At 45.9% G+C, this 19141-nt stretch carries 15 protein-coding genes and 1 tRNA gene; 9 read left to right on the forward strand and 7 right to left on the reverse strand.

Going from position 1 to position 19141, the window contains the following annotated elements; translation table 11 throughout:
• The first annotated feature begins 441 nt into the window (after positions 1-441).
• Positions 442-1041 carry a Uma2 family endonuclease gene (locus F6K46_RS20685; protein WP_293062454.1) on the forward strand — a complete coding sequence of 200 codons (600 nt, stop codon included), beginning with the start codon at positions 442-444 and terminating at the stop codon, positions 1039-1041.
• A 144-nt stretch (positions 1042-1185) separates the two neighbouring features.
• On the opposite strand, the gene F6K46_RS20690 is transcribed toward F6K46_RS20685, so the two are convergent.
• Positions 1186-1569 (reverse strand): Mth938-like domain-containing protein, encoded by a 384-nt coding sequence (locus F6K46_RS20690; RefSeq protein WP_293062452.1) that lies wholly within the window; start codon positions 1567-1569, stop codon positions 1186-1188.
• Positions 1570-1862: 293 nt separating this feature from the next.
• Between F6K46_RS20690 and F6K46_RS20695 the strand changes: the two genes are divergently transcribed.
• Complete coding sequence (locus F6K46_RS20695; RefSeq protein WP_293062450.1) at positions 1863-2030, forward strand: hypothetical protein; 168 nt, start codon at positions 1863-1865, stop codon at positions 2028-2030.
• A 386-nt stretch (positions 2031-2416) separates the two neighbouring features.
• On the opposite strand, the gene F6K46_RS20700 is transcribed toward F6K46_RS20695, so the two are convergent.
• Positions 2417-6334 carry a hypothetical protein gene (locus F6K46_RS20700; RefSeq protein WP_293062448.1) on the reverse strand — a complete coding sequence of 1306 codons (3918 nt, stop codon included), beginning with the start codon at positions 6332-6334 and terminating at the stop codon, positions 2417-2419.
• 16 nt (positions 6335-6350) lie between these two features.
• Here F6K46_RS20700 and F6K46_RS20705 point away from each other — a divergent pair, with 16 nt between their 5' ends.
• Positions 6351-6608 carry a hypothetical protein gene (locus F6K46_RS20705; RefSeq protein WP_293062446.1) on the forward strand — a complete coding sequence of 86 codons (258 nt, stop codon included), beginning with the start codon at positions 6351-6353 and terminating at the stop codon, positions 6606-6608.
• Here the strand turns inward: F6K46_RS20705 and F6K46_RS20710 are convergent.
• A complete protein-coding gene (locus F6K46_RS20710) occupies positions 6554-7903 on the reverse strand; it encodes an AAA family ATPase (RefSeq protein ID WP_293062444.1) in 1350 nt (449 codons plus the stop codon). The two genes, F6K46_RS20705 and F6K46_RS20710, sit on opposite strands and share 55 nt — an antisense overlap.
• Before the next feature lie 161 nt (positions 7904-8064).
• On the opposite strand from F6K46_RS20710, the gene F6K46_RS20715 reads away from it, so the two are divergent.
• Positions 8065-8547 carry a hypothetical protein gene (locus tag F6K46_RS20715; RefSeq protein WP_293062442.1) on the forward strand — a complete coding sequence of 161 codons (483 nt, stop codon included), beginning with the start codon at positions 8065-8067 and terminating at the stop codon, positions 8545-8547.
• The gene (locus F6K46_RS20720; protein WP_293062440.1) at positions 8544-8882 is read left to right on the forward strand and encodes a hypothetical protein; all 339 of its coding nucleotides are present in this window, start codon (positions 8544-8546) and stop codon (positions 8880-8882) included. Before F6K46_RS20715 ends, F6K46_RS20720 begins: the two co-directional genes overlap by 4 nt.
• Before the next feature lie 358 nt (positions 8883-9240).
• Here F6K46_RS20720 and F6K46_RS20725 read toward each other — a convergent pair whose 3' ends face one another.
• The gene (locus tag F6K46_RS20725; RefSeq protein WP_293062438.1) at positions 9241-13335 is read right to left on the reverse strand and encodes a hypothetical protein; all 4095 of its coding nucleotides are present in this window, start codon (positions 13333-13335) and stop codon (positions 9241-9243) included.
• A gap of 625 nt (positions 13336-13960) precedes the next feature.
• Between F6K46_RS20725 and F6K46_RS20735 the strand changes: the two genes are divergently transcribed.
• Positions 13961-14770, forward strand: a complete 810-nt coding sequence (locus tag F6K46_RS20735) for a creatininase family protein (RefSeq protein WP_293062436.1) — start codon at positions 13961-13963, stop codon at positions 14768-14770.
• On the opposite strand, the gene F6K46_RS20740 is transcribed toward F6K46_RS20735, so the two are convergent.
• Both F6K46_RS20740 and F6K46_RS20745 read right to left on the reverse strand, forming a co-directional pair.
• Positions 14743-14895, reverse strand: a complete 153-nt coding sequence (locus F6K46_RS20740; protein WP_158069879.1) for a hypothetical protein — start codon at positions 14893-14895, stop codon at positions 14743-14745. The two genes, F6K46_RS20735 and F6K46_RS20740, sit on opposite strands and share 28 nt — an antisense overlap.
• Positions 14896-14992: 97 nt before the next feature.
• Positions 14993-15073: transfer RNA gene (locus F6K46_RS20745), tRNA-Leu, on the reverse strand.
• A 352-nt stretch (positions 15074-15425) separates the two neighbouring features.
• Between F6K46_RS20745 and accC the strand changes: the two genes are divergently transcribed.
• A complete protein-coding gene (accC, locus tag F6K46_RS20750) occupies positions 15426-16772 on the forward strand; it encodes an acetyl-CoA carboxylase biotin carboxylase subunit (protein ID WP_070396206.1) in 1347 nt (448 codons plus the stop codon).
• Positions 16773-16990: 218 nt separating this feature from the next.
• Here the strand turns inward: accC and F6K46_RS20755 are convergent, their stop codons facing one another.
• Positions 16991-17275 (reverse strand): YggT family protein, encoded by a 285-nt coding sequence (locus tag F6K46_RS20755; protein WP_008186608.1) that lies wholly within the window; start codon positions 17273-17275, stop codon positions 16991-16993.
• Between the two features lie 466 nt (positions 17276-17741).
• On the opposite strand from F6K46_RS20755, the gene F6K46_RS20760 reads away from it, so the two are divergent.
• Both F6K46_RS20760 and F6K46_RS20765 read left to right on the forward strand, forming a co-directional pair.
• Positions 17742-17861 carry a photosystem II reaction center X protein gene (locus F6K46_RS20760; protein ID WP_083305494.1) on the forward strand — a complete coding sequence of 40 codons (120 nt, stop codon included), beginning with the start codon at positions 17742-17744 and terminating at the stop codon, positions 17859-17861.
• Positions 17862-18056: 195 nt separating this feature from the next.
• Complete coding sequence (locus tag F6K46_RS20765) at positions 18057-19025, forward strand: Ycf66 family protein (protein ID WP_293062431.1); 969 nt, start codon at positions 18057-18059, stop codon at positions 19023-19025.
• The last annotated feature ends 116 nt before the right edge of the window (positions 19026-19141 follow it).

The following is a 19141-nucleotide window of genomic DNA, read 5'->3' on the forward strand; positions in this document are numbered from 1 at the left end:
AATAGCGAGTGGGGGAGACGCCCAAGACCGCGCTGCCTCCCCAAGACCGCGCTGCATCGCTGTTCCCTGTTCCCGACAACTGCCGCGAAGTCTATTGATTGCAAAAAACCATCATTCAACTCCAATTCCCCTCCCGCTAACCCTTTGGGTATAACGGGAGGGGAATTGGAGACTGAATCTGTTGCGCTTCTTGATAATCTCTGCTAAAATCAAGGTATATTAATGCGCCTTTTAGGTGCCGGTTTGTTCGCAAGCTGAAAAGCCTCTGCTAGAAGGATAAACCAATAAAAACCTTGAAAAAGTAAGCCCAATGATTTGATCGGAGGGTGTAGAGGCTGTTTGGCTCAGCCGTTAAGGGTTTTCTACTCTTAAGAATCCCTCACTATAATCTTCGATGAGCGTGATGGGAGTGTCAAGATTGCTAATCCACAGCTTTACCGGATGACTCCCGAAGAATACCTGGAGTGGGAACGGACTCAGGAGATTCGTTACGAGTATAGCGATGGGGAAGTCTTCGCCATGACCGGAGGCTCGAAACCCCACAACCGGATTGCTTTAAATCTGGCCAGTGATCTAAATACTTACCTACAAGACAGTAGCTGTGAGGTATATATGGTAGATGTGAAGGTAAAAATATCTTCAGTTTGTTCCTACCACTATCCAGATGTAGTAGTAACTTGTGATTCCAGAGATCAAGAGTCTAACCAGTTTATTCAGTACCCCTGTCTGATTGTAGAACTGCTCTCACCCTCTACAGAGGCATACGACCGGGGCAGTAAGTTTGCCAAATACCGCAAGCTAAAAACCTTGCAGGAGTATGTTCTAATCCAGTCAGAGACAATAGGAGTAGAATGTTTTAGGCGTAATCAGCAAGGGTTTTGGGTGCTTTATCCCTATGAAAAAGGGGATACGTTTCTTGATGCAATAGCGAGTGGGGGAAACCCCCAAGACCGCGCTGCATCGCTTACCCTCGAAAGTGTCAACTTTTCTGTAAGTTTAGAAGCACTGTATCGCAGAGTGACATTTGATTATAAATCCTAAATGAATTGTGATAATTTTTGTTCCCTTTTCCCTACTCCCTGTTCCCTGTTCCCTGTTCCCTTTAGTATATGACATCCCGAACACCCCGCTAAACATACTATTGCTAATTTAATTTTTTCCATCCTTGCTCAAGCTGATAACAAGTTAACAAGTCGAATGAAATATACCTCCGACTTTTATACCTTGTTCCATAAAACTGTTGAATAAATCTACAGCTAGTTTAGTATGGCCGATATAATACTCAATTCCTCTTTGACTGAGCAATTCCTCAGTTTCAGGACAGGTTTGTAGCATTAGTTGCATACCACGGGACAAAACCATAAACTCTATACCCTGTGCCAAAATTTCTTCGATATCGGCGGGTTTAATACCGGGCTGATGGCGAGTACCGGTAAGTCTCCAATCCCATTCCTTAGCACCTCCCGGCCATACTTTACAATCTTTAAATTGATAAGTTTCACCATTATTGGTTACTTCCATACGACCCCAAGAGATATGACTAATTAGACTTGTCGGAGATTTGTTCATAACTATTGCCTTTCTATTTCAGAGGTTGTCTGATACTAAGTTGCGGTCAAAGGTACAACTTTCTCTTCCGCCAATCTCCCCATCTCCCCATCTCCCCATCTCCCCATCTCCCCATCTCCCCATCTCCCCATCTCCCCATCTCCCTATCCAACTAATCTACTCTCTTTGAATGCAACTCGGTATGAGAAGTCTCATTTGCTACATCCAAGCCCCCTAAATCCCCCAATTTTGGGGGACTTTTAGAAGCAAATTGACTCTTATTCCCCCCAAACTTGGGGGGCTAGGGGGGCAAAATGGGTGCATCTCATTGTCTTGATGCAGTCGCTCATGGGGGAAACCCCCAAGACCGCGCTGCATCGCTTTTGCTGTTTGATTCGGTGGTGCGTTACGGGGCGGACTTTCCCAAAGCTGGCTACGAGCTGGAAAATGACGGCGAGCCGCCCCTAACGCACCCTACGTAATATTTTCAAATATGAGATGCACCCGTTCCCTGTTCCCTGTTCCCTGTTCCCTGTTCCCGACTTCTGCAAGAAGTCTAACCTATCGCTTCCATTCTTGTTTGGTTCTAGCAGCAATACACTAAGACAGTTTATTTAACGGTAGTTTTCTAAAAAGTTACCATCAATTTACCGATTTAATTGATAACTCATCATACTTACATTATAGGCGTTATTCTTAGTTATTCGGTCAGCTAGTAATGAGATTTTTACAAAAATTAAAATTTATATAACTGCTTAAATAAACAACAACTAGGTTGTCAAAGTACAATAGCCAAGGGAACTAATAATTCTAAATTCTACATTCTTAATTCTAAATTCTGCATTCTACATTCTTAATTCTTCATTCTTCATTCTTCCAGCAAGCGATCACAAAACGCCTTCAGTTCTGGATTGACAGAACTATTCGTTAAATAACTATGTACCAAAGCACAACCCCTAGCTAATAGTCCATCCAAAGTGTCCACCCGCCACAGCTTGATGGTATACCCGTCTATGGTAGCCAGTTGCGTCCCATCTGGGTGGAACACCAGGCGAGTCCCCTCGAATTGGGCAATTTGCCGACCTGCTAAATCCCACAGGCGCACGGTACAGTCACGTCCAGTGCTAGCCAGCAATTGACTATCCGGGCTAAATTCCAGCTGGTCAACCCAACCCTGATGCCCTTTCAATTCTTGAACTTCCCAAGTGTTGAGATGCAACAACATCACCATTCCATCCTCTGCAGCGCTAGCCAGCAACTTACTATCCTGGCTAAAAGCCAACTGCAAAACTTCACCCTTATGCCCCTTCAATTTCTGGACTTGACCAGTGTTAGTATTCCACAATCTGACAATTTTGTCAAATCCAGCGCTAGCCAAATGCTTACCATCCCGGCTAAATGCTACCTGCCTAACCGAACCCTGATGCCCCTTCAATTCCTGGAGTTGCCCAGTGTTGAAATTCCACAACATCACCATTCCGTCCAGTCCAGCGCTAGCGAGCAGCTGACCATCCCAGCTAAATTGTATCTGCCAAATCCAACCCCGATGCCCCTTCAATTCCTGGATTTGCCCAGTGTTGAGATGCCACAACCTCACCATTCCATCATCTCCAGCGCTAGCGAGCAGCTGACCATCCCAGCTAAATTGCAACTGCTTAACCACACCCTGATGACCCTTAAATTTTTGGTGCCCAGTGTTGAGATCCCACAACCTCACCATTCCGTTATCTCCAGCACTAGCTAGATACTGACTATTCCAGCTAAATGCTACCTGCCTAACCATACCCTGATGACCCTTAAATTTTTGGTGCCCAGTGTTGAGATCCCATAAACTCACGATTCCGTCATCTCGAACGCTAGCGAGCAGCTGACCATCCTGGCTAAATTTTATCTCCTTAACCCTACCCTGATGCTTCCCAAGTCTAGGCTCCTGAATCTGGTCAAGAATTTGTTGTAAAGCGAGTATTGGACTAGCAGCAGGATAGTCTTTCAAGGGAGTATTTTTCGTGACCATTGCTTGCAAAGCTTTCCCGATTTCCATAGCTCCTAGTAAGGCATCAGACGGGCTATCCTTAAATTTATCAAGATGTGTAACTCCTGCTCGTTCTAGTTTTACTAATTCTTGCTTCCTTTGCTCAAAAATATGATTTTCTTTCTCTTCTAAAAACTTTGCCAATTTTACTTCTCGGTCATTCTCATATCTCTTCCGAATTGGGTCTACTAAATAATCATGAACCAACTGATAGCCATCTTCGGCTCCTGCTTGAATCTGAAACACTAAACCCGAGCCCACTAAAATATCCAAAATAAAGGTGAGCTGGTTTGTGCTTAAGGTTAACCCAGTAGCTAATTCAATCTCCGTTCTTAAGGGTCTCAGTTGCTTGTCATCGGTCAATAAAAACAACAATTTCCAGGTAGTTTCTTGGTATTTCGGTCCACAATCCGTAACCACAGCCTCCAGATAACGCTCTACTAGTTTGGCCTTATCGCCCCCTTGCTGATACCTGTCGAAGGTGACAATTCCCTCGGTTTCTAATTGTGCTCCCACCACTTGCAATTCAATCGGACGCACTTCTCCTGTTTCTGCTGCTAAATCTTTCACCAATTGCTCAATCAGCTTTGGTTCTAAGGAAAACTTAGCTTGCTCCGTTAAGCGTTTAATAACTCCTTTGGCCTGGGATTGAGTAAAATTTCCTAAGTAATAGATAACATCCTTGCTGAGGATATCATTATTAACGACATCTAAACTAATCAGGCGGTTATTACACTCTAATAAATAATAGATATAATCTTCTCGTAAGGCCAGAATCACTTTCACGGCCTCAAGGCTTAGACAGCCCTTTATAAATTGATAAAAAACTCGCCGCTGCTGTGGCTGAGGATACTCAAAGAAAAATTCTTCAAACTGGTCAAAAATTAGAACCGTCAGTCGATTAGTGTCACCATTGTCTTGCAGCTGGTGGAGCATTTTACCCAGAATTTCCTCCCCCTCTCCCCCCTGATCTGTTCCAATTATCTTTTGAGCTAACCTATGCTCCCACCGGTTATAAACGGTCAGCAACACTGGCTCCACATCCCGAGCGGCAATAATCTCTTGCTGTAATCTCGGAATTAAACCAGACTGAAGTAGAAAACTTTTACCCACGCCGGAGGAGCCACAAATTACCGTTAGTTTGTGGTCTTTGCGAGCAATACGCTCAACTAAGTCATTAATGGCTTGCTCTCGACCAGAGACAGCAATGGGATCAGCCATTTGAGTATCCCTGATTCCTTGGTTGAGGGACAATCGACCAGGACCCACAAATGCCCGAAACCGGAACTGATACTCGATTGATTGCCGGTATGCCTTAACTGAGAAGGCTTTTTGATACTCCCCTTGGTTAAAGTAGAGCTGTCGCAATTCTGCCAGAATTTTAATATATATATCGGGATGAAAGTTAAAATTGGTTTGCTCTTTGGCAAGCTCAAGATGGTCAATCCCTTGCTGGGGTTGACGCAAATGCTTGTAGGCTCTGCCTAGGGATAAGCGATACCAACCTTGATGAAGTCCCCACGCCCAGTCCAACTGCTCCCGAGTCAGGTCACCAGGGAGTTCAACAGAATTCTTGGCATCGGTAAGGATGACCAGTGCTTGAGTTGTCAAGTCCTTGACCCGATACCATTGGGAGCGAGAGATGGCGACTTCTGCCGCTAGAAAGCCGTAATAATGGGCAAGCCAGACCGGGTTGGGATATTTTTGATGGAGGATTAAGGCTTTTTTCCCTAACTGCTCCAACTCATGCCATTGCCCTAGTCTTTGTAGAATTTCCCCCAAGGAATTGATAAACTTAGCCACTAAGTCGGGACGCTTAGCTTGCTCAAAGCAGTCATGCGATCGCACAAAATAGTCCCTAGCCCTTAGGCAATGTTGAATATCCTGATTCCGCTCTTGATCAGCATAGGTACGATATAATTGCCCCATATAGAAGAGAACACATCCATATCGGATTAGATCTTCGGGATCGAGAGAGAGGTAAACTTCCAGGAGATCTTCCCAAAGGTCTATACTTCGTTGATAATGCTCTTGAGATTGGTTGAGATCATCGGGAATTCCTCGACCTAGGATAAATTCCACACTGGCTTCTAAGTCTAGGGCTAATTCTACCTGCCGATGTTGCAAATCTTGCCAAGCTTGGCGTAAGTCAGCCAGGTGCTGGTTACTTATATTCTGTCCATGGTGAAGACCCCCAGCGGCTCCAGCGGCTAAGACTTGAGTAAACCCAAGATCAGTAACCTGTTGGATAAATTCGATTACGTTAGCGGTAGAGATTTGAAAGTCTAGGGTTAAACCGGTTCCCCAACTGGCCAAATCCCTGGCGGAGCGTAGGAATTGGGAATAGACTCGGTCATCTACCCAAAATAAAACCGGGACATGGAACTGTTTGCGAAACTCTTCCCGGACTCGATTGGCTAATCTCAGCAGTTGCTCAAGGTTCCTTACCACCTCAAAGCCATACACCATAATCCCTTGGGGCGGTTGTTGTCCCAGTTGGGATTGAATTTTGCTGTATATCGTCCTGTAGAGCTGGGTGACCTCGGGAGTTAGGCCAATCGGGAAAATCTCTACCGCACAAACCTCTGCCAGCTGTTGAATCAACTGGTCTCGCCACTGGGTATAGTTACAATGGGCGAAAATTAAGGAAAATTCCTGTTCACTGGCTCCCGTTTCCATTGCCCAAGCCAGCTGCTTCAATAGCTGTTGATGATCAGCGTGTTGGTTATGATCCTGTGCCTGACTATTAGTCATAGAGTTATGGGAATCGGTGTCATGGTGTTTCCAAATTCAACAGACCAATAATTACCAATATCAATCTCAAAGCGCATTCTTGCTAACCCAATTGCCAATTCCCGATTCCCGATTCCCGATTCCCGATTCCCGATTCCCGATTCCCGATTCCCGATTCCCGATTCCCAATTCCCAATTCCCGATTCCCTGTTCCCGATTCCCGATTCCCGATTCCCTCCCCTACAACTTCCCCGTTTCTACCAGAATCGGATTGACTGTAAACCAAGACCCTTGAGCGTCATAGTATTCATACACAAATAGACTACGCACCAGCACCCGATAATGGTCGTCACCACTTACTTCTTGGCTCTGATGCACCTGACGCAATAATTTCCACCCTTCTTCCTCAATCGCTAATCGGAGTTTATTACAGCGACTGAGAATAACCTGGTCTAACCTTGCCCGGGATAGGGGTAACTTGCCCTCCAGCATAATCCAATCCCGAATCATTGCCAGTAACTCCCGCACATGACCACCACTGCTAGAACAGAGCCTGTCGAGGGTTTCCGGTGCATCAAACACTTCCGGAATCTTCTGCAACCGTTGCGCTGGTGCTAGCTTAGGGAAAGCTCTAGCCATTACCATCGCTCTGAGCTGTGCCATTCCTTGCTCACACTCCTTACCATTCCGTTGCTTCACTGGCACCATGGGCAACACCTTCGGCTCAACCCCAAAACTATTGGTAAGCCGATTGATATCATTAGAAAATCGTAGCCCTAGGGGCATGGTATAAATCACATGACAGTTGAGTTGGCGCAACTGTTCTCCCCGGTCTACAAATAAATATTCCGGTTGTGGTGTGCCCCAAGGCTTGGGCACAATTTCCACCCGGTCAAGGTTATCCACGATTACCACTAGTCCCCGTTTTCCCTGGTGTTGGAGTTGAGCGATCGCAGGCTCAATCAACTCGGTATTAATGACATCAATAATGGTTTTGGTACGAGGTTCGATATAATCTCGCAACCGATTACGTAAGGTTGGGCTATTTTTGGCTTTCGTGGTAATCTTGGCAATCCCTGCCGATAGCGAATACTCTCCCTGTTTTTCCTTGACCCCAAACTCACCAACCTTGGGAATCTTAACCTCAACCCCAGTTACCTCCGAATCTAACAAGTTGGTAATGTCCTGTAGGAAAGCTTTAAAGCCTTGTAGTGGTAAGTTAACCTGGCTAGCTTCCAAACTTTTACTGACCTGGCGAGCAATAACTAATAAAATATCCCCCACATCCACATCATTCATCTCCAACTCTTGATCCGACTCAAAGTAAACCACATGAAAGTCTTCTGCTAGCAACTCAGCCTTGAGTCGAGATAATTCCGTAGACTTCCCACAACCAATATGTCCGGTAAATAATTGACAGGTGGGCTGGTCTTCCGAGAATAGAGTAATTTGAGCTTTCAGTTGCTCAATCAGTGCTCCCCCCCGGACAGAAGAAAAATCGATATAGAGCTTCTGGTCTTCTGCCTGGGTGAGATCCAGGGTTTTGCTTGGGTTAGTGGCTTTGTAAAACTCGGTGAAATTTAGAGTCATCCGGTGTGGGGTTTGGGGTGTGGGGTGTCAGATCATCAAGGGTTCAATACTGTTTATGTATCATAACTAATGCTGCGAGTTTTAATTTCTTTTTTGGTATAATAATAGGTTATTTTTGTCTATAGTAATCCATGGCACTAAGGGTAGGCTAGCTTAGGCAAATGCGATCGCATCAGCCTGTGAGCCTGGTGATTGAGCCTGTGAGCCTGATCAGCCAAGGTGATCCCACTAGCTTAATGAATTGGAGGATAAAATTTATGGCAAGCCTTAATCTCAAAGAAGAAGCACGTAGATTAATCGATAAATTACCAGAAGATTTTAGCTGGGCAGACCTAATACAGGAAATTCACCTCCGCCAAGATGTTAAAACTCAACCGGCTGACAGTAGAGAAGCTCGAAAGATACCTGTAGTAACAGCTATCTTCGATGGTGAGGTTTTACGCTTAGAGCGAACTGTTAATCTAGAACCTGGCAAGCGCTACGCGATTGCTATTGAGACAGAAGTGAAAACAGTTACTAGCCAAAATGCCTGGGATTTGTTAGAAGAATTTGCTGGAACAGTTGAAGCACCATCAGACTGGGCTATGGAACATGACCATTATTTGTATGGTACGCCTAAGTCTAATCTTGAGGATGAGCTATGATTGGGGAGCGGTTGTTCTTGGACACGGCTTTTATCCAAGCTTTGTTAAATAAACGCGACCAATACCATCACAAAGCACTGGAATTACTGCCTAGACTAAAAAAGGCTAAGGAGGTATGGGTTACTGAAGCTGTGCTAACAGAAGTTGGTAATGCTTTGAGTGCGGTTAATCGCGTGATAGCAGTTCAGTTTATTCAACAGTGTTACGAGACAGAAAATATGTATGTTGTTAGTGTAGATACACCACTTTTACAACGTGCCTTGCAACTATATTACGCTGGCCTTTTGGCCTTTCGGCCACGCTACGCGAACGGCCACGCTACGCGAACGTTCTGATAAAAGTTGGGGTCTAACTGACTGTATTTCCTTTGCTGTTATGAAAGAACAAGGTTTAACAGATGCTTTAACTGCGGATAAGCACTTTGTCCAAGCTGGTTATCGAGCTTTGATGCTTGATAACTAAAAAACTAATTATCAGGGAACAGAACCGATAGTAGGTAGTAGGTAATTTAGCAGGATAGTATTTGCTCATCTCGCCAAACTTCAAAGGGAACCTGAAACTAAACAACCTAATTTTATAAATTATAATTCTTAATTCTTAATTCTTAATTCTTAATTCTTAATTCTTAATTCTTAATTCTTAATTCTTAATTCTACATTCTACATTCTTAATTCTTAATTCTACATTCTACATTCACCCTTCCAGCAAACAATCACAAAACGCCTTCAGTTCCGGATTGACAGAACTATTCCTGAAATAACTACTTAGCCAAGCACAACCCCTAGCTAAGAGTCCATCTAGGGTGTCCACCGGCCACAGCTTGATGGTATCCCCGTCTATGGTAGCCAGTTGCGTCCCATCTGGGTTGAAAACCATGGGATTCCCCTCGAATTGAGCAATTTCACGACCCCTTAAATCCCACAGGCGCACCCTACGGTCATCTCCAGCGCTAGCGAGCAGCTGACCATCCCGGCTAAATGCCACCTGGCTAACCTTACCCTGATGCCCCTTCAATTCCTGGACTTGCCCAGTGTTGACATCCCACAACCTCACGATTCCGTAATCTCCAGCGCTAGCGAGCAGCTGACCATCCGGGCTAAATGCCACCTGGCTAACCTTACCCTGATGCTCCTTCAATTCTTGGACTTGTCCAGTGTTGACATCCCACAACCTCACCATTCCGTAATCTCCAGCGCTAGCGAGCAGGTGACCATCCCGGCTAAATTCCAATTGCCAAACCAAACCTTCATGCCCCTTCAATTCCTGGACTTGCCCAGTATTGAGGACCCACAATCTTACGATTCTGTCCTCTCCAGCGCTAGCGAGCAGCTGACCATCCTGGCTAAATTCCACCTGCTTAACCCAACCCCGATGCCCCTTCAATTCTTGAACTTGCCTAGTGTTGAGATCCCACAATCTCACCATTCCGTCCTCTCCAGCGCTAGCGAGCAGCTGACCATCCCGGCTCCATTCCACCTGGTCAACCCAACCCTGATGCCCCTTCAATTCTTGGACTTGTCCAGTGTTGACATCCCACAACCTCACGATTCCGTCAACTCCAGCAGTAGCGAGCAGCTGACCATCCCGGCTAAATTCCACCTGCTTAACCCAACCCTGATGCCCCTTCAATGCTTGGACTTGTCCAGTGTTGACATCCCACAACCTCACGATTCCGTCAACTCCAGCAGTAGCGAGCAGCTGATCATCCTGGCTAAATTGCATCTGCCAAACCAAACCTTTATGCCCTTTCAATTCTTGGACTTGCCCAGTGTTGACATCCCACAACCTCACGATTCCATCCTTTCCAGCGCTAGCCAGCAGCTGACCATCCCCGCTAAATTTCATCTGGTAAACTTTACCCTGATGCTGCCCAAGTCTAGGCTCCTGAATGTGGTCAAGAATCATTTGTAAAGCGAGTATTGGAGTAGCAGCGGGATAGTCTTTCAAGGGAGTATTTTTGGTGACCATTGCTTTCAATGCTTTCCCGGTCTCCATAGCTGCTACTAAGGCATCAAACGGGCTAGAGTTAAATTGATGAAGATGTGTAACTCCTGCTCGTTCTAGTTTTAGTCCTTCTTGCTGCCCTTGCTCTAAAATCCTATTTTCTTCCTCAACCTTTACCAAATATGTTTTTATATCACTCTCATATCTATTATCAATTGGGTCTACTAAATAATCATGAACCAACTGATAGCAGTATTCTGTTACTCCTTGACTCTTAAACACTAAACCAGAGTCCACTAAAATTTCTAAAATCAGGGTGAGCTGCTCTAGGGGTAAGCTTAACCCAGTAGCTAATTCAGTCTCAGTTTTTAAGGGTCTCAGCTGCTTATCATCGGTCAATAGAGACAACAATTTCCAGGTAGTTTCTCGGTGCTGTGGTCCACAATCGGTAACCACAGCCTCCAGATAACGATCTACTAGTTTGGCCTTATCGCCCCGTTGTTGATACCTCTCCAAGGTCACAATTCCCTCGGTTTCTAATTGCGCTCCCACTATCTGCAACTCAATCGGACGCACTTCTCCCGTTTCTGCTGCTAAATCTTCCACTAATTGCTCAATTAGCGCTTTTTCTAAGGAAAAATTACTCTGCTCCGTTAACCGTTGAATCAAGGCTTTTGCCTGGGGCTGATCAAAATTACCTAAGTAATAGAGAACATTCTTGCTGAGAATATCATTATTGACTACATCTAAACTAATCAGACGGTCATTACACTCTAGTAAATAAGAGATATAATCTGAACGCAATGCTAGAATAACTTGCACTGCGTCAAGGGTTAGACAATCCTTTAAAAATTGATAAAAAACTCGTCGTTGCTGTGGCTTATGATACTCAAATAAAAATTCTTCAAACTGGTCGAAAATTATAACTGTCAGTCGATTATTGTCACCATTGTGTCGCAGCTGTTCAATAATTTTGCCCAGAATTTCTTCCCTCTCTCCCTTCTTTTCCCACTCTCCAGCCTGCTGTTTTCCAATTATCCTTTGAGTCAACCTATTTTCCCACTGGGGATAAACGCTGAGCAACACCGGCTCTACATCCCGACCTGCAATACGGTCTTGCTGTAATCTAGGAATTAAACCTTCCTCAAGTAGAAAACTTTTTCCCACGCCGGAGGAGCCACAAATTACTGTTAGTTTGTGGTCTTTGCGAGCAATACGCTCAACTAAGTCATTAATCGCTTGCTCTCGACCAGAGGCAGCAATTTGATCAGCCACAATTCGCTGTTTTTCTTCTGGCGTTGCCTGAGTATCCCTGATTAGTTGCTTGAGGGAGAATCGACTAGTGCCCACAAATGCCCGAAACCGGAACTGATACTCGATTAATTGCTGGTATGCCTTAACAGAGAAGGCTCTTTGATAATCCCCTTGGTCAAGGTAGAGCTGTCGGAATTCTTTGAGAATTTCAATATATAGGTAGGGATTAACCTTAGGATTAGTTTGCTCTTTGGCAAGCTCAAGATGGGCAATCCCGTCCTGGGGTTGACCGAGATGCTTATAGGCTCTCCCTAGGGAAAAGCGATACCAACGTTGATGAAGTTCCCACGCCCACTCCAACTGCTCCCGAGTCAGGTCACCAGGGAGTTGAACAGAATCCTGGGCATCGATAAGGATATCCAGTGCTTTAGTGGCCAAGTCCTTGACCTGATGCCATTGGGAGCGAGCGATGGCGACTTCTGCCACTAGAAAGCCGTAATCATGGGCAAGCCAGACCGGGTTAGGATATTTTTGATGGAGACTTAAAGCTTTTTTCCCTAACTGCTCCAACTCATCCCATCGCCCTAGTCTTTGTAGAATTTCCCCTAAGGGATTGATAAACTTAGCGACTAAGTCTGGACGCTTCGCTTCCTCAAACAAATAATGCGATCGCAAAAAATAGTCTCTAGCCCGTAGGCAATGTTGCTTATCCTGATTCCGGTCTTGATCAGCATAGGTACGGTACAGTTGCCCCATATGGAACAGAACACATCCGGCTCGGATTAGATGTTCCGTTACCCGAGAGCCAGAAAAGGGCGAAGATAGCACGAGATCTTCCCATAGCTTTAAACTTCGTTGATAATGCTCTTGGGACTGGTTGAGACCATCGGTAATTCCTCGACCTAAGATAAATTCCAGACTCGCTTCTAAATCTGGCGCTAATGCTACCTGTCGATGTTGTAAGTCAAGCCTTGCCCGGCCTAAGTCAGCCAGCTGCTGGTTACTGAGATTCTTTCCATGGTCAAGACCCCCAGGGGCTCCAGCGGCTAAAACTTGAGTAAACCCAAGATCAGTAACCTGTTGGATAAATTTAATTACCTCAGCGGTAGAGATTTGAAACTCCAGGGGTGAAGCGGTTACCCAACTGGCCAAATCCCTGGCAGAGCGCAGGAATTGGGAATAGACTCGATCATCTACCCAAAATAGGATGGGGACATTGAACTGTTTGCGAAACTCCTCCCGGACTCCATTGGCTAATTTGAGCAGTTGCTCAAGGTCTTTGACCACCTCAAAGCCATAAACCATAATCCCTCGGGGCTGTTTTTGTCCCAGTTGGGATTGAGTCGAGGTATATATAGTCCTGTAGAGCTCGGTGACCTCCGGAGTTAGCCCAATCGGGAAAATCTCTACCGAACAAACCTCTGCCAGCTGTTGAATCAAGTGGTCTCGCCACTGCGTATAATTACAATGGGCAAAGAATAAGGAAAATTCCTCGACAGTGGCTGCCATTTCAATTACCCAAGCCAGCTGCTCCAATAGCTGTTGGTTATAAGCTTGTTGATGATTATCCTGTGGGTGACTATTAGTCATGGAGTGATCGCAATGGGTGCTCAAGTGTTTTCAAATTCAAGGGACGAAGCGATGCAGCACCGACCTGAGGGGGTTTCCCCCAACACCGGGCTGCATCGCTTTCCTAAATTGATACCAACCACCATCACTGATAGATAAGCGCGAGACTAATGATTCTTAACTAAGTTCAAGACCCTTAAATCTAGCCTTCGGGAACCCTTCCCGAACATAGACCACAAGGTCGTGATGATCGGATTACGTAACGCGCCAGTCTATTGAAAAGATCCCAAGTCCCTTTAAGCTTTAGCTTTGAGATTCCTTTTTTGTCAGTGAACTGAATCCAATGCACGATCCTTGGATAGCTTCCACCCACTGCTGTTATATCTGACGGAGCGGGAGTTTTTCTTAAAGGGTGGGAAACCCTTCTTCTCTGGGACTTATTTTTTGCCACCTATGCTTTAAACTCTAGGGTGGTCATCAATCTTACCTCCTTTTTTTATTAAACAGCTCTGAGTATATTAATTCAGGAAAAAGCAGGGATAAAAATAGACGGGGAATAAATCCGCGCTTTCAAAGTTTTTCATCCCAGCTCGCGGATAGGCTGGGTTTTCAAACTTCACTCGTTTTTAGATAACTCATTTATCCAATGCATAATTTCATTCCTCCAGAACGATTTTTCCCTTATCTGACCTGGACTGATATCGAACAGATGCCAGACAAAGAAAATGTTGTGATTATTCAGCCGGTCGCTTCCATTGAGCAGCATGGCCCCCATTTACCGCTGATTGTAGATGCGGCGATTGGGGTGGGAGTCTTGGGCAAAGCCTTAGGCTGCTTAGACCCAGAAATCCCAGCTTATGCCTTACCTCCCCTTTATTACGGCAAATCCAATGAGCATTGGCATTTTCCTGGCACCATTACCCTTAGTGCTCAAACCTTGCTAGCGGTGCTGATGGAAATGGCTGATAGTATCTATCGGTGTGGGTTTCGGAAGTTAGTACTGATGAATTCCCATGGCGGACAACCCCAAGTGATGGAAATTGCCGCACGGGATATTCACCAGAAGCACGAAGATTTTATGGTATTCCCCTTGTTTACCTGGGGCGTGCCTAACATGGCCAAGGAATTAGCCACCCAGAAAGAATTAGAATTAGGGATTCATGGGGGGGATTTAGAAACTAGTCTCATGCTCTGTCTACTCCCCGGTCAAGTGAAAATGGATCGGGCAGTAAAGGAATATCCCCAGGGATTGCCCGAGGATAGTCTATTGAGTATGGAAGGGAAATTGCCCTTTGCTTGGCTGACCAAGGGGTTGACTCAGAGTGGAGTACTCGGGGATGCTACAGCAGCAACTGAGGAAAAAGGCGATCGCTTATTAGCCTCTCTTTGTGATGGTTGGGTCAACGTGATTCGCGATATCTATCGGTTTCAGCAGCCTGATGTGACGAAGAGGTGATGGCTGGCGGGAATCGGGAATCGGGAATCGGGAATCGGGAGGGTTGGGAGGGTGGGAAGTGTGGGGAGAAAGGGAGGTGTGGCAAGAGGCAAGAGGCAAGAGGCAATGGTGCGCCCTTGTCCCATAGTGCTGCATCGCTTTTATGATACTGTTTTCGTCAATTTTTCTGCCCTGAGCGGGAGTTTACTGTTCCGAAGTTCTCCACAACTCTAGGCTGATCAATGCGGATGGCGAGACTCGAACTCGCATGGCTTTCGCCACACGCCCCTCAAGCGTGCGTGTCTACCATTCCACCACATCCGCTAATAACTCATTTAGTAGGATACCATACAACAGGACGAAGCTGCAAAGCCTAGATCAGAAAATTGCTGTCAAAATTGAAGGGAGTAGGGAGTAGGGAGTAGGGAGTAGGGAGTAGGGAGTAGGGAGTAGGGTAAAAGTTTGTTTAGTCTGGGTCTCGGACGTGGGTAGGGGGGGAATGGGGAAAAATCCTGTCTACCTCACTGGTGATGACAATTGCTATAGTTTATAAACTATGTTGCTCCCCGCGCCTCGCACACTTCCCACACTTCCCACACTTCCCACCCTCCCCACACTTCCCCATCAATCCTAGTTTTAAATCTCAACTAAAAACTCTATATAGCCAAGCTACTCTATGAAATTTTCAAAGATCTTAATTGCCAATCGTGGGGAAATTGCCTTACGGATTATCCGAACCTGTGAGGAGATGGGGATTCCCACCGTTGCAGTTCACTCCACCATTGACCAACATGCTCTTAATGTCCAACTGGCAGATGAAGCGGTTTGTATCGGGGATCCCCCCAGCAGCAAAAGTTATTTAAATATACCTAATATTATTGCTGCAGCCCTCACTCGCAACGCCACTGCCATTCATCCAGGCTATGGTTTCTTATCAGAAAATGCCCGTTTTGCTGAAATTTGTGCTGATCATCAGATTTCTTTCATCGGTCCTACTCCAGAAGCGATCCGGGCCATGGGAGATAAATCTACAGCCAAAGAAACCATGCAACGAGCGGGTGTGCCCACAGTGCCCGGAAGTGATGGATTAGTCAGCTCTGAGGAAGAAGCTCATGCGATCGCACGTCAAATTGGCTATCCTGTCATGATTAAAGCCACGGCTGGTGGTGGAGGAAGGGGTATGCGCCTGGTACAGGATGACAGCCAATTGATTAAACTCTTCCAAGCCGCTCAAGGGGAAGCCCAAGCAGCCTTTGGTAATGGCGGGGTATATATTGAAAAATTTATTCAACGCCCTCGCCATATCGAGATTCAAATTTTAGCTGATAGTCACGGCAACGCAATCCACTTGGGTGAGCGAGACTGCTCTATCCAACGGCGTCACCAAAAGCTACTGGAAGAAGCCCCTAGCCCAGTGCTTGACCCAGAATTGCGGGCAAAGATGGGTAATGCTGCGGTAATGGCCGCTAAGTCCATCAATTACGTCGGAGTTGGTACAGTAGAGTTTCTCTTAGATGCCTCTGGTGAGTTCTACTTTATGGAAATGAACACCCGAATTCAGGTAGAACACCCAGTCACCGAGATGATCACCGGTCTAGACTTGATCGCCGAACAAATTAAAATTGCTCAAGGGGAGAAACTAAGCCTTACCCAAGACCAAATTACTCTCAAAGGTCACGCCATCGAATGTCGGATTAATGCCGAAGACCCAGACCACGCTTTCCGTCCCCAACCAGGACGAATTAGTGCTTACCTACCACCAGGAGGACCAGGGGTGCGCATGGATTCCCATGTTTACCCCGATTATGAAATTCCCCCCTACTACGACTCTCTGATTGGGAAATTAATCGTTTGGGGTCCCACCCGTGATGCAGCCATTCAGCGCATGAAACGAGCCTTAAGGGAGTGTGCCATTACCGGAGTGACCACCACCCTGACTTTCCATCAAAAAATCCTAGAGACACCAGCCTTTCTTGAGGGTCAGGTCTATACCAATTTTGTCGAGAAGGAGATGATGACCTGAACGGCGGCTATGCTGAAGGCAGAGGGCAGAAGTAGGTAAGTATTCAGCTATCAGCATTCAGCCATCAGCATTCAGTGATCAGCCATTGGCCTATGGCCACTCTACTTGAGGTGCTTATGTGCTATGGGTTGGTAATTAGCGATCGCGTCTTGTTGTACTTCTAGCGTTTATACGCTCCGTCCCACCCTGACGTTTCACTTTCAGGCGTGGGGCTTGTTCTAGATCATCATCCTGAGGATTCCCTGCTGACCTAAAAGAATTTCCCGCAGCAGGCTGAAAATTCCTACCCAAATAATTGGGCTAATATCAACCCCACCAATGGGAGGCACAATTTTGCGCATTGGCACTAAAAAGGGTTCCGTTGGCCAAGCTACTAGATTAAATGGCAAACGATTTAGGTCTACCTGAGGATACCAGGTTAGAACAATGCGAAAGATAAACAAGAAGATCATTAGTCCGAGTAACGGACCAAGAGTCCAGATAGCAATCGTAGCAGCAGTCATGGGTTATTCAATCTAATCATCACAAATGTATTGCCGGTGCCACCGTCAGCGGTCAGCGGTCAGCCGTCAGTGGTCAGCCTTTAGCTGTTCCCGTAGCGCTAATCGCTGATAACTGATAGCTGATAGCTCAATGCTTACCTGCCGCCTTAGGTGGGTAGGTGGCTTACGGGTGTCGTTGTGATTCTAGTTAATTTAATGTAAAGTTTCTCAATAATAGTATCATGTTCTAGTAATCATTCAGCTATCAGTCGTCAGCCGTCAGCTAATCAACGGGTAGTAAACCAGCTGGGAGGTGCCGGTTCCCCTGGTTGAAAATCCCTGCTGCTTTTACTGATCCGACCCCGTGCATTTATTGCTCCTGCTAGCACCTCAAGTAGCCTGCGCGTAGCGCTAATCGCTGACCGCTGATACCTGATAGCTGAATGGTTAATCAAAAACAAGATTTACAAATTAACTAGGAGTTTTTATGACACCTTCATTAGCCAACTTTTTGTGGAGTTTACTTTGGGGTACTGCCATTGTGGTTATTCCTGCCACAGTGGCACTAATCATCTTTAGCCAGAGCGATAAGATCAAACGATCATAACAAAATCCCTACTATCTATGCCTTCAAGGAAATAAGGCGGAGCTTAGAGCTTTGGGAAACTGAGTGGGTTCACAACCCGCTCAATTTTTGTCTTCAGAATCTCTCCTGATCCAGGAGTAAAATGGTTGTTCTCCAGTTACAGTAGAGTGTAAGACCAATCACTCGCTACCATAAGACTGACCATAGGAGACAGCAATGGTAAATTTTGGGTTTAATTCAGCTAGCCTTTTGGGCATATTCTTGATGCTTGCCGGAGCAGGACTCTATTTCCTGCGCTCGGTCCGTCCAGAACTAGCCAGAGACCATGATATCTTTTTCACTGTGGTCGGGGTAGTTTGTGGCTTTATTCTCGTGACTCAGGGATGGCGACTCGATCCAATTTTGCAGTTGAGTCAGCTGTTGTTGAGCGGTACAGCAATATTTTTTGGTGTGGAAAGTCTGCGGTTACGGGGCGTTGCCACTAAAAAAGCTCGGGAAGATGCTGGGTTTGAAGACCGTCAGCGACCAGTTAGCCGTAACTATTACCGCGAAGAACCACAAGAGGCTAATGTTTATGATGAATACGATGAACTAGAGCCCGTAGAAGAGCGATACTCTAACCCTCGTTTGCGACCCACAGCAGATTCCAGGGAAAGGCGCACAGAGCGTTATGAAGTAGAAAGCCGCCGTTCAAGGAGTCGAGGGAGTTTAGAGGAATCGAGGCTAGAAGAGCGATCGCGTAAACGCCGCCCTCGTTCTAATGGTCAGTTTTCAGAACGACCTAGAGAGACCTGGCAGGCTAAGTTAGATAGTGATTGGGAAGACAGACCATCTCGTAGTAGACGTTCTCGTCCTTCGGAACAATCTGTGGAACGACCTGTAGAACGATCCGTAGACACTTGGGAGGCTAAGTTAGATCGGGATCTAGACAGAGATCTAGACAGAGATCTAGACAGGGATAGAGAAGACAGACCCGTTCGCCCTAGCCGTTCTCGTCGTGAATCTATAGAAAACTATGACTCAGAAAACTATGATTCACAGATAGCCTCAAGGGAAAGAAAGCGTCGTACCACCCCAAGGGAGGAAACATCCTCTAACTACTCAGACCAAAGCGATTATGTGGATTACAAACCCATCGACCTGTCTGAAGAAGAAGATGAGCCGTTAGGACCCTTTGAGTACTAATAAAACTAGCGTTCAGCAATCAGCAATCAGGTATTAGTTATCAGTTATCAGCTAAAGGCTAGGGCGTGTCTTCTTGCCTCGGAGATCCCCCTAAATCCCCCTTAAAAAAGGGGGAC

Source organism: Moorena sp. SIO3E8 (assembly GCF_010692445.1).
Classification (GTDB): domain Bacteria; phylum Cyanobacteriota; class Cyanobacteriia; order Cyanobacteriales; family Coleofasciculaceae; genus Moorena; species Moorena bouillonii.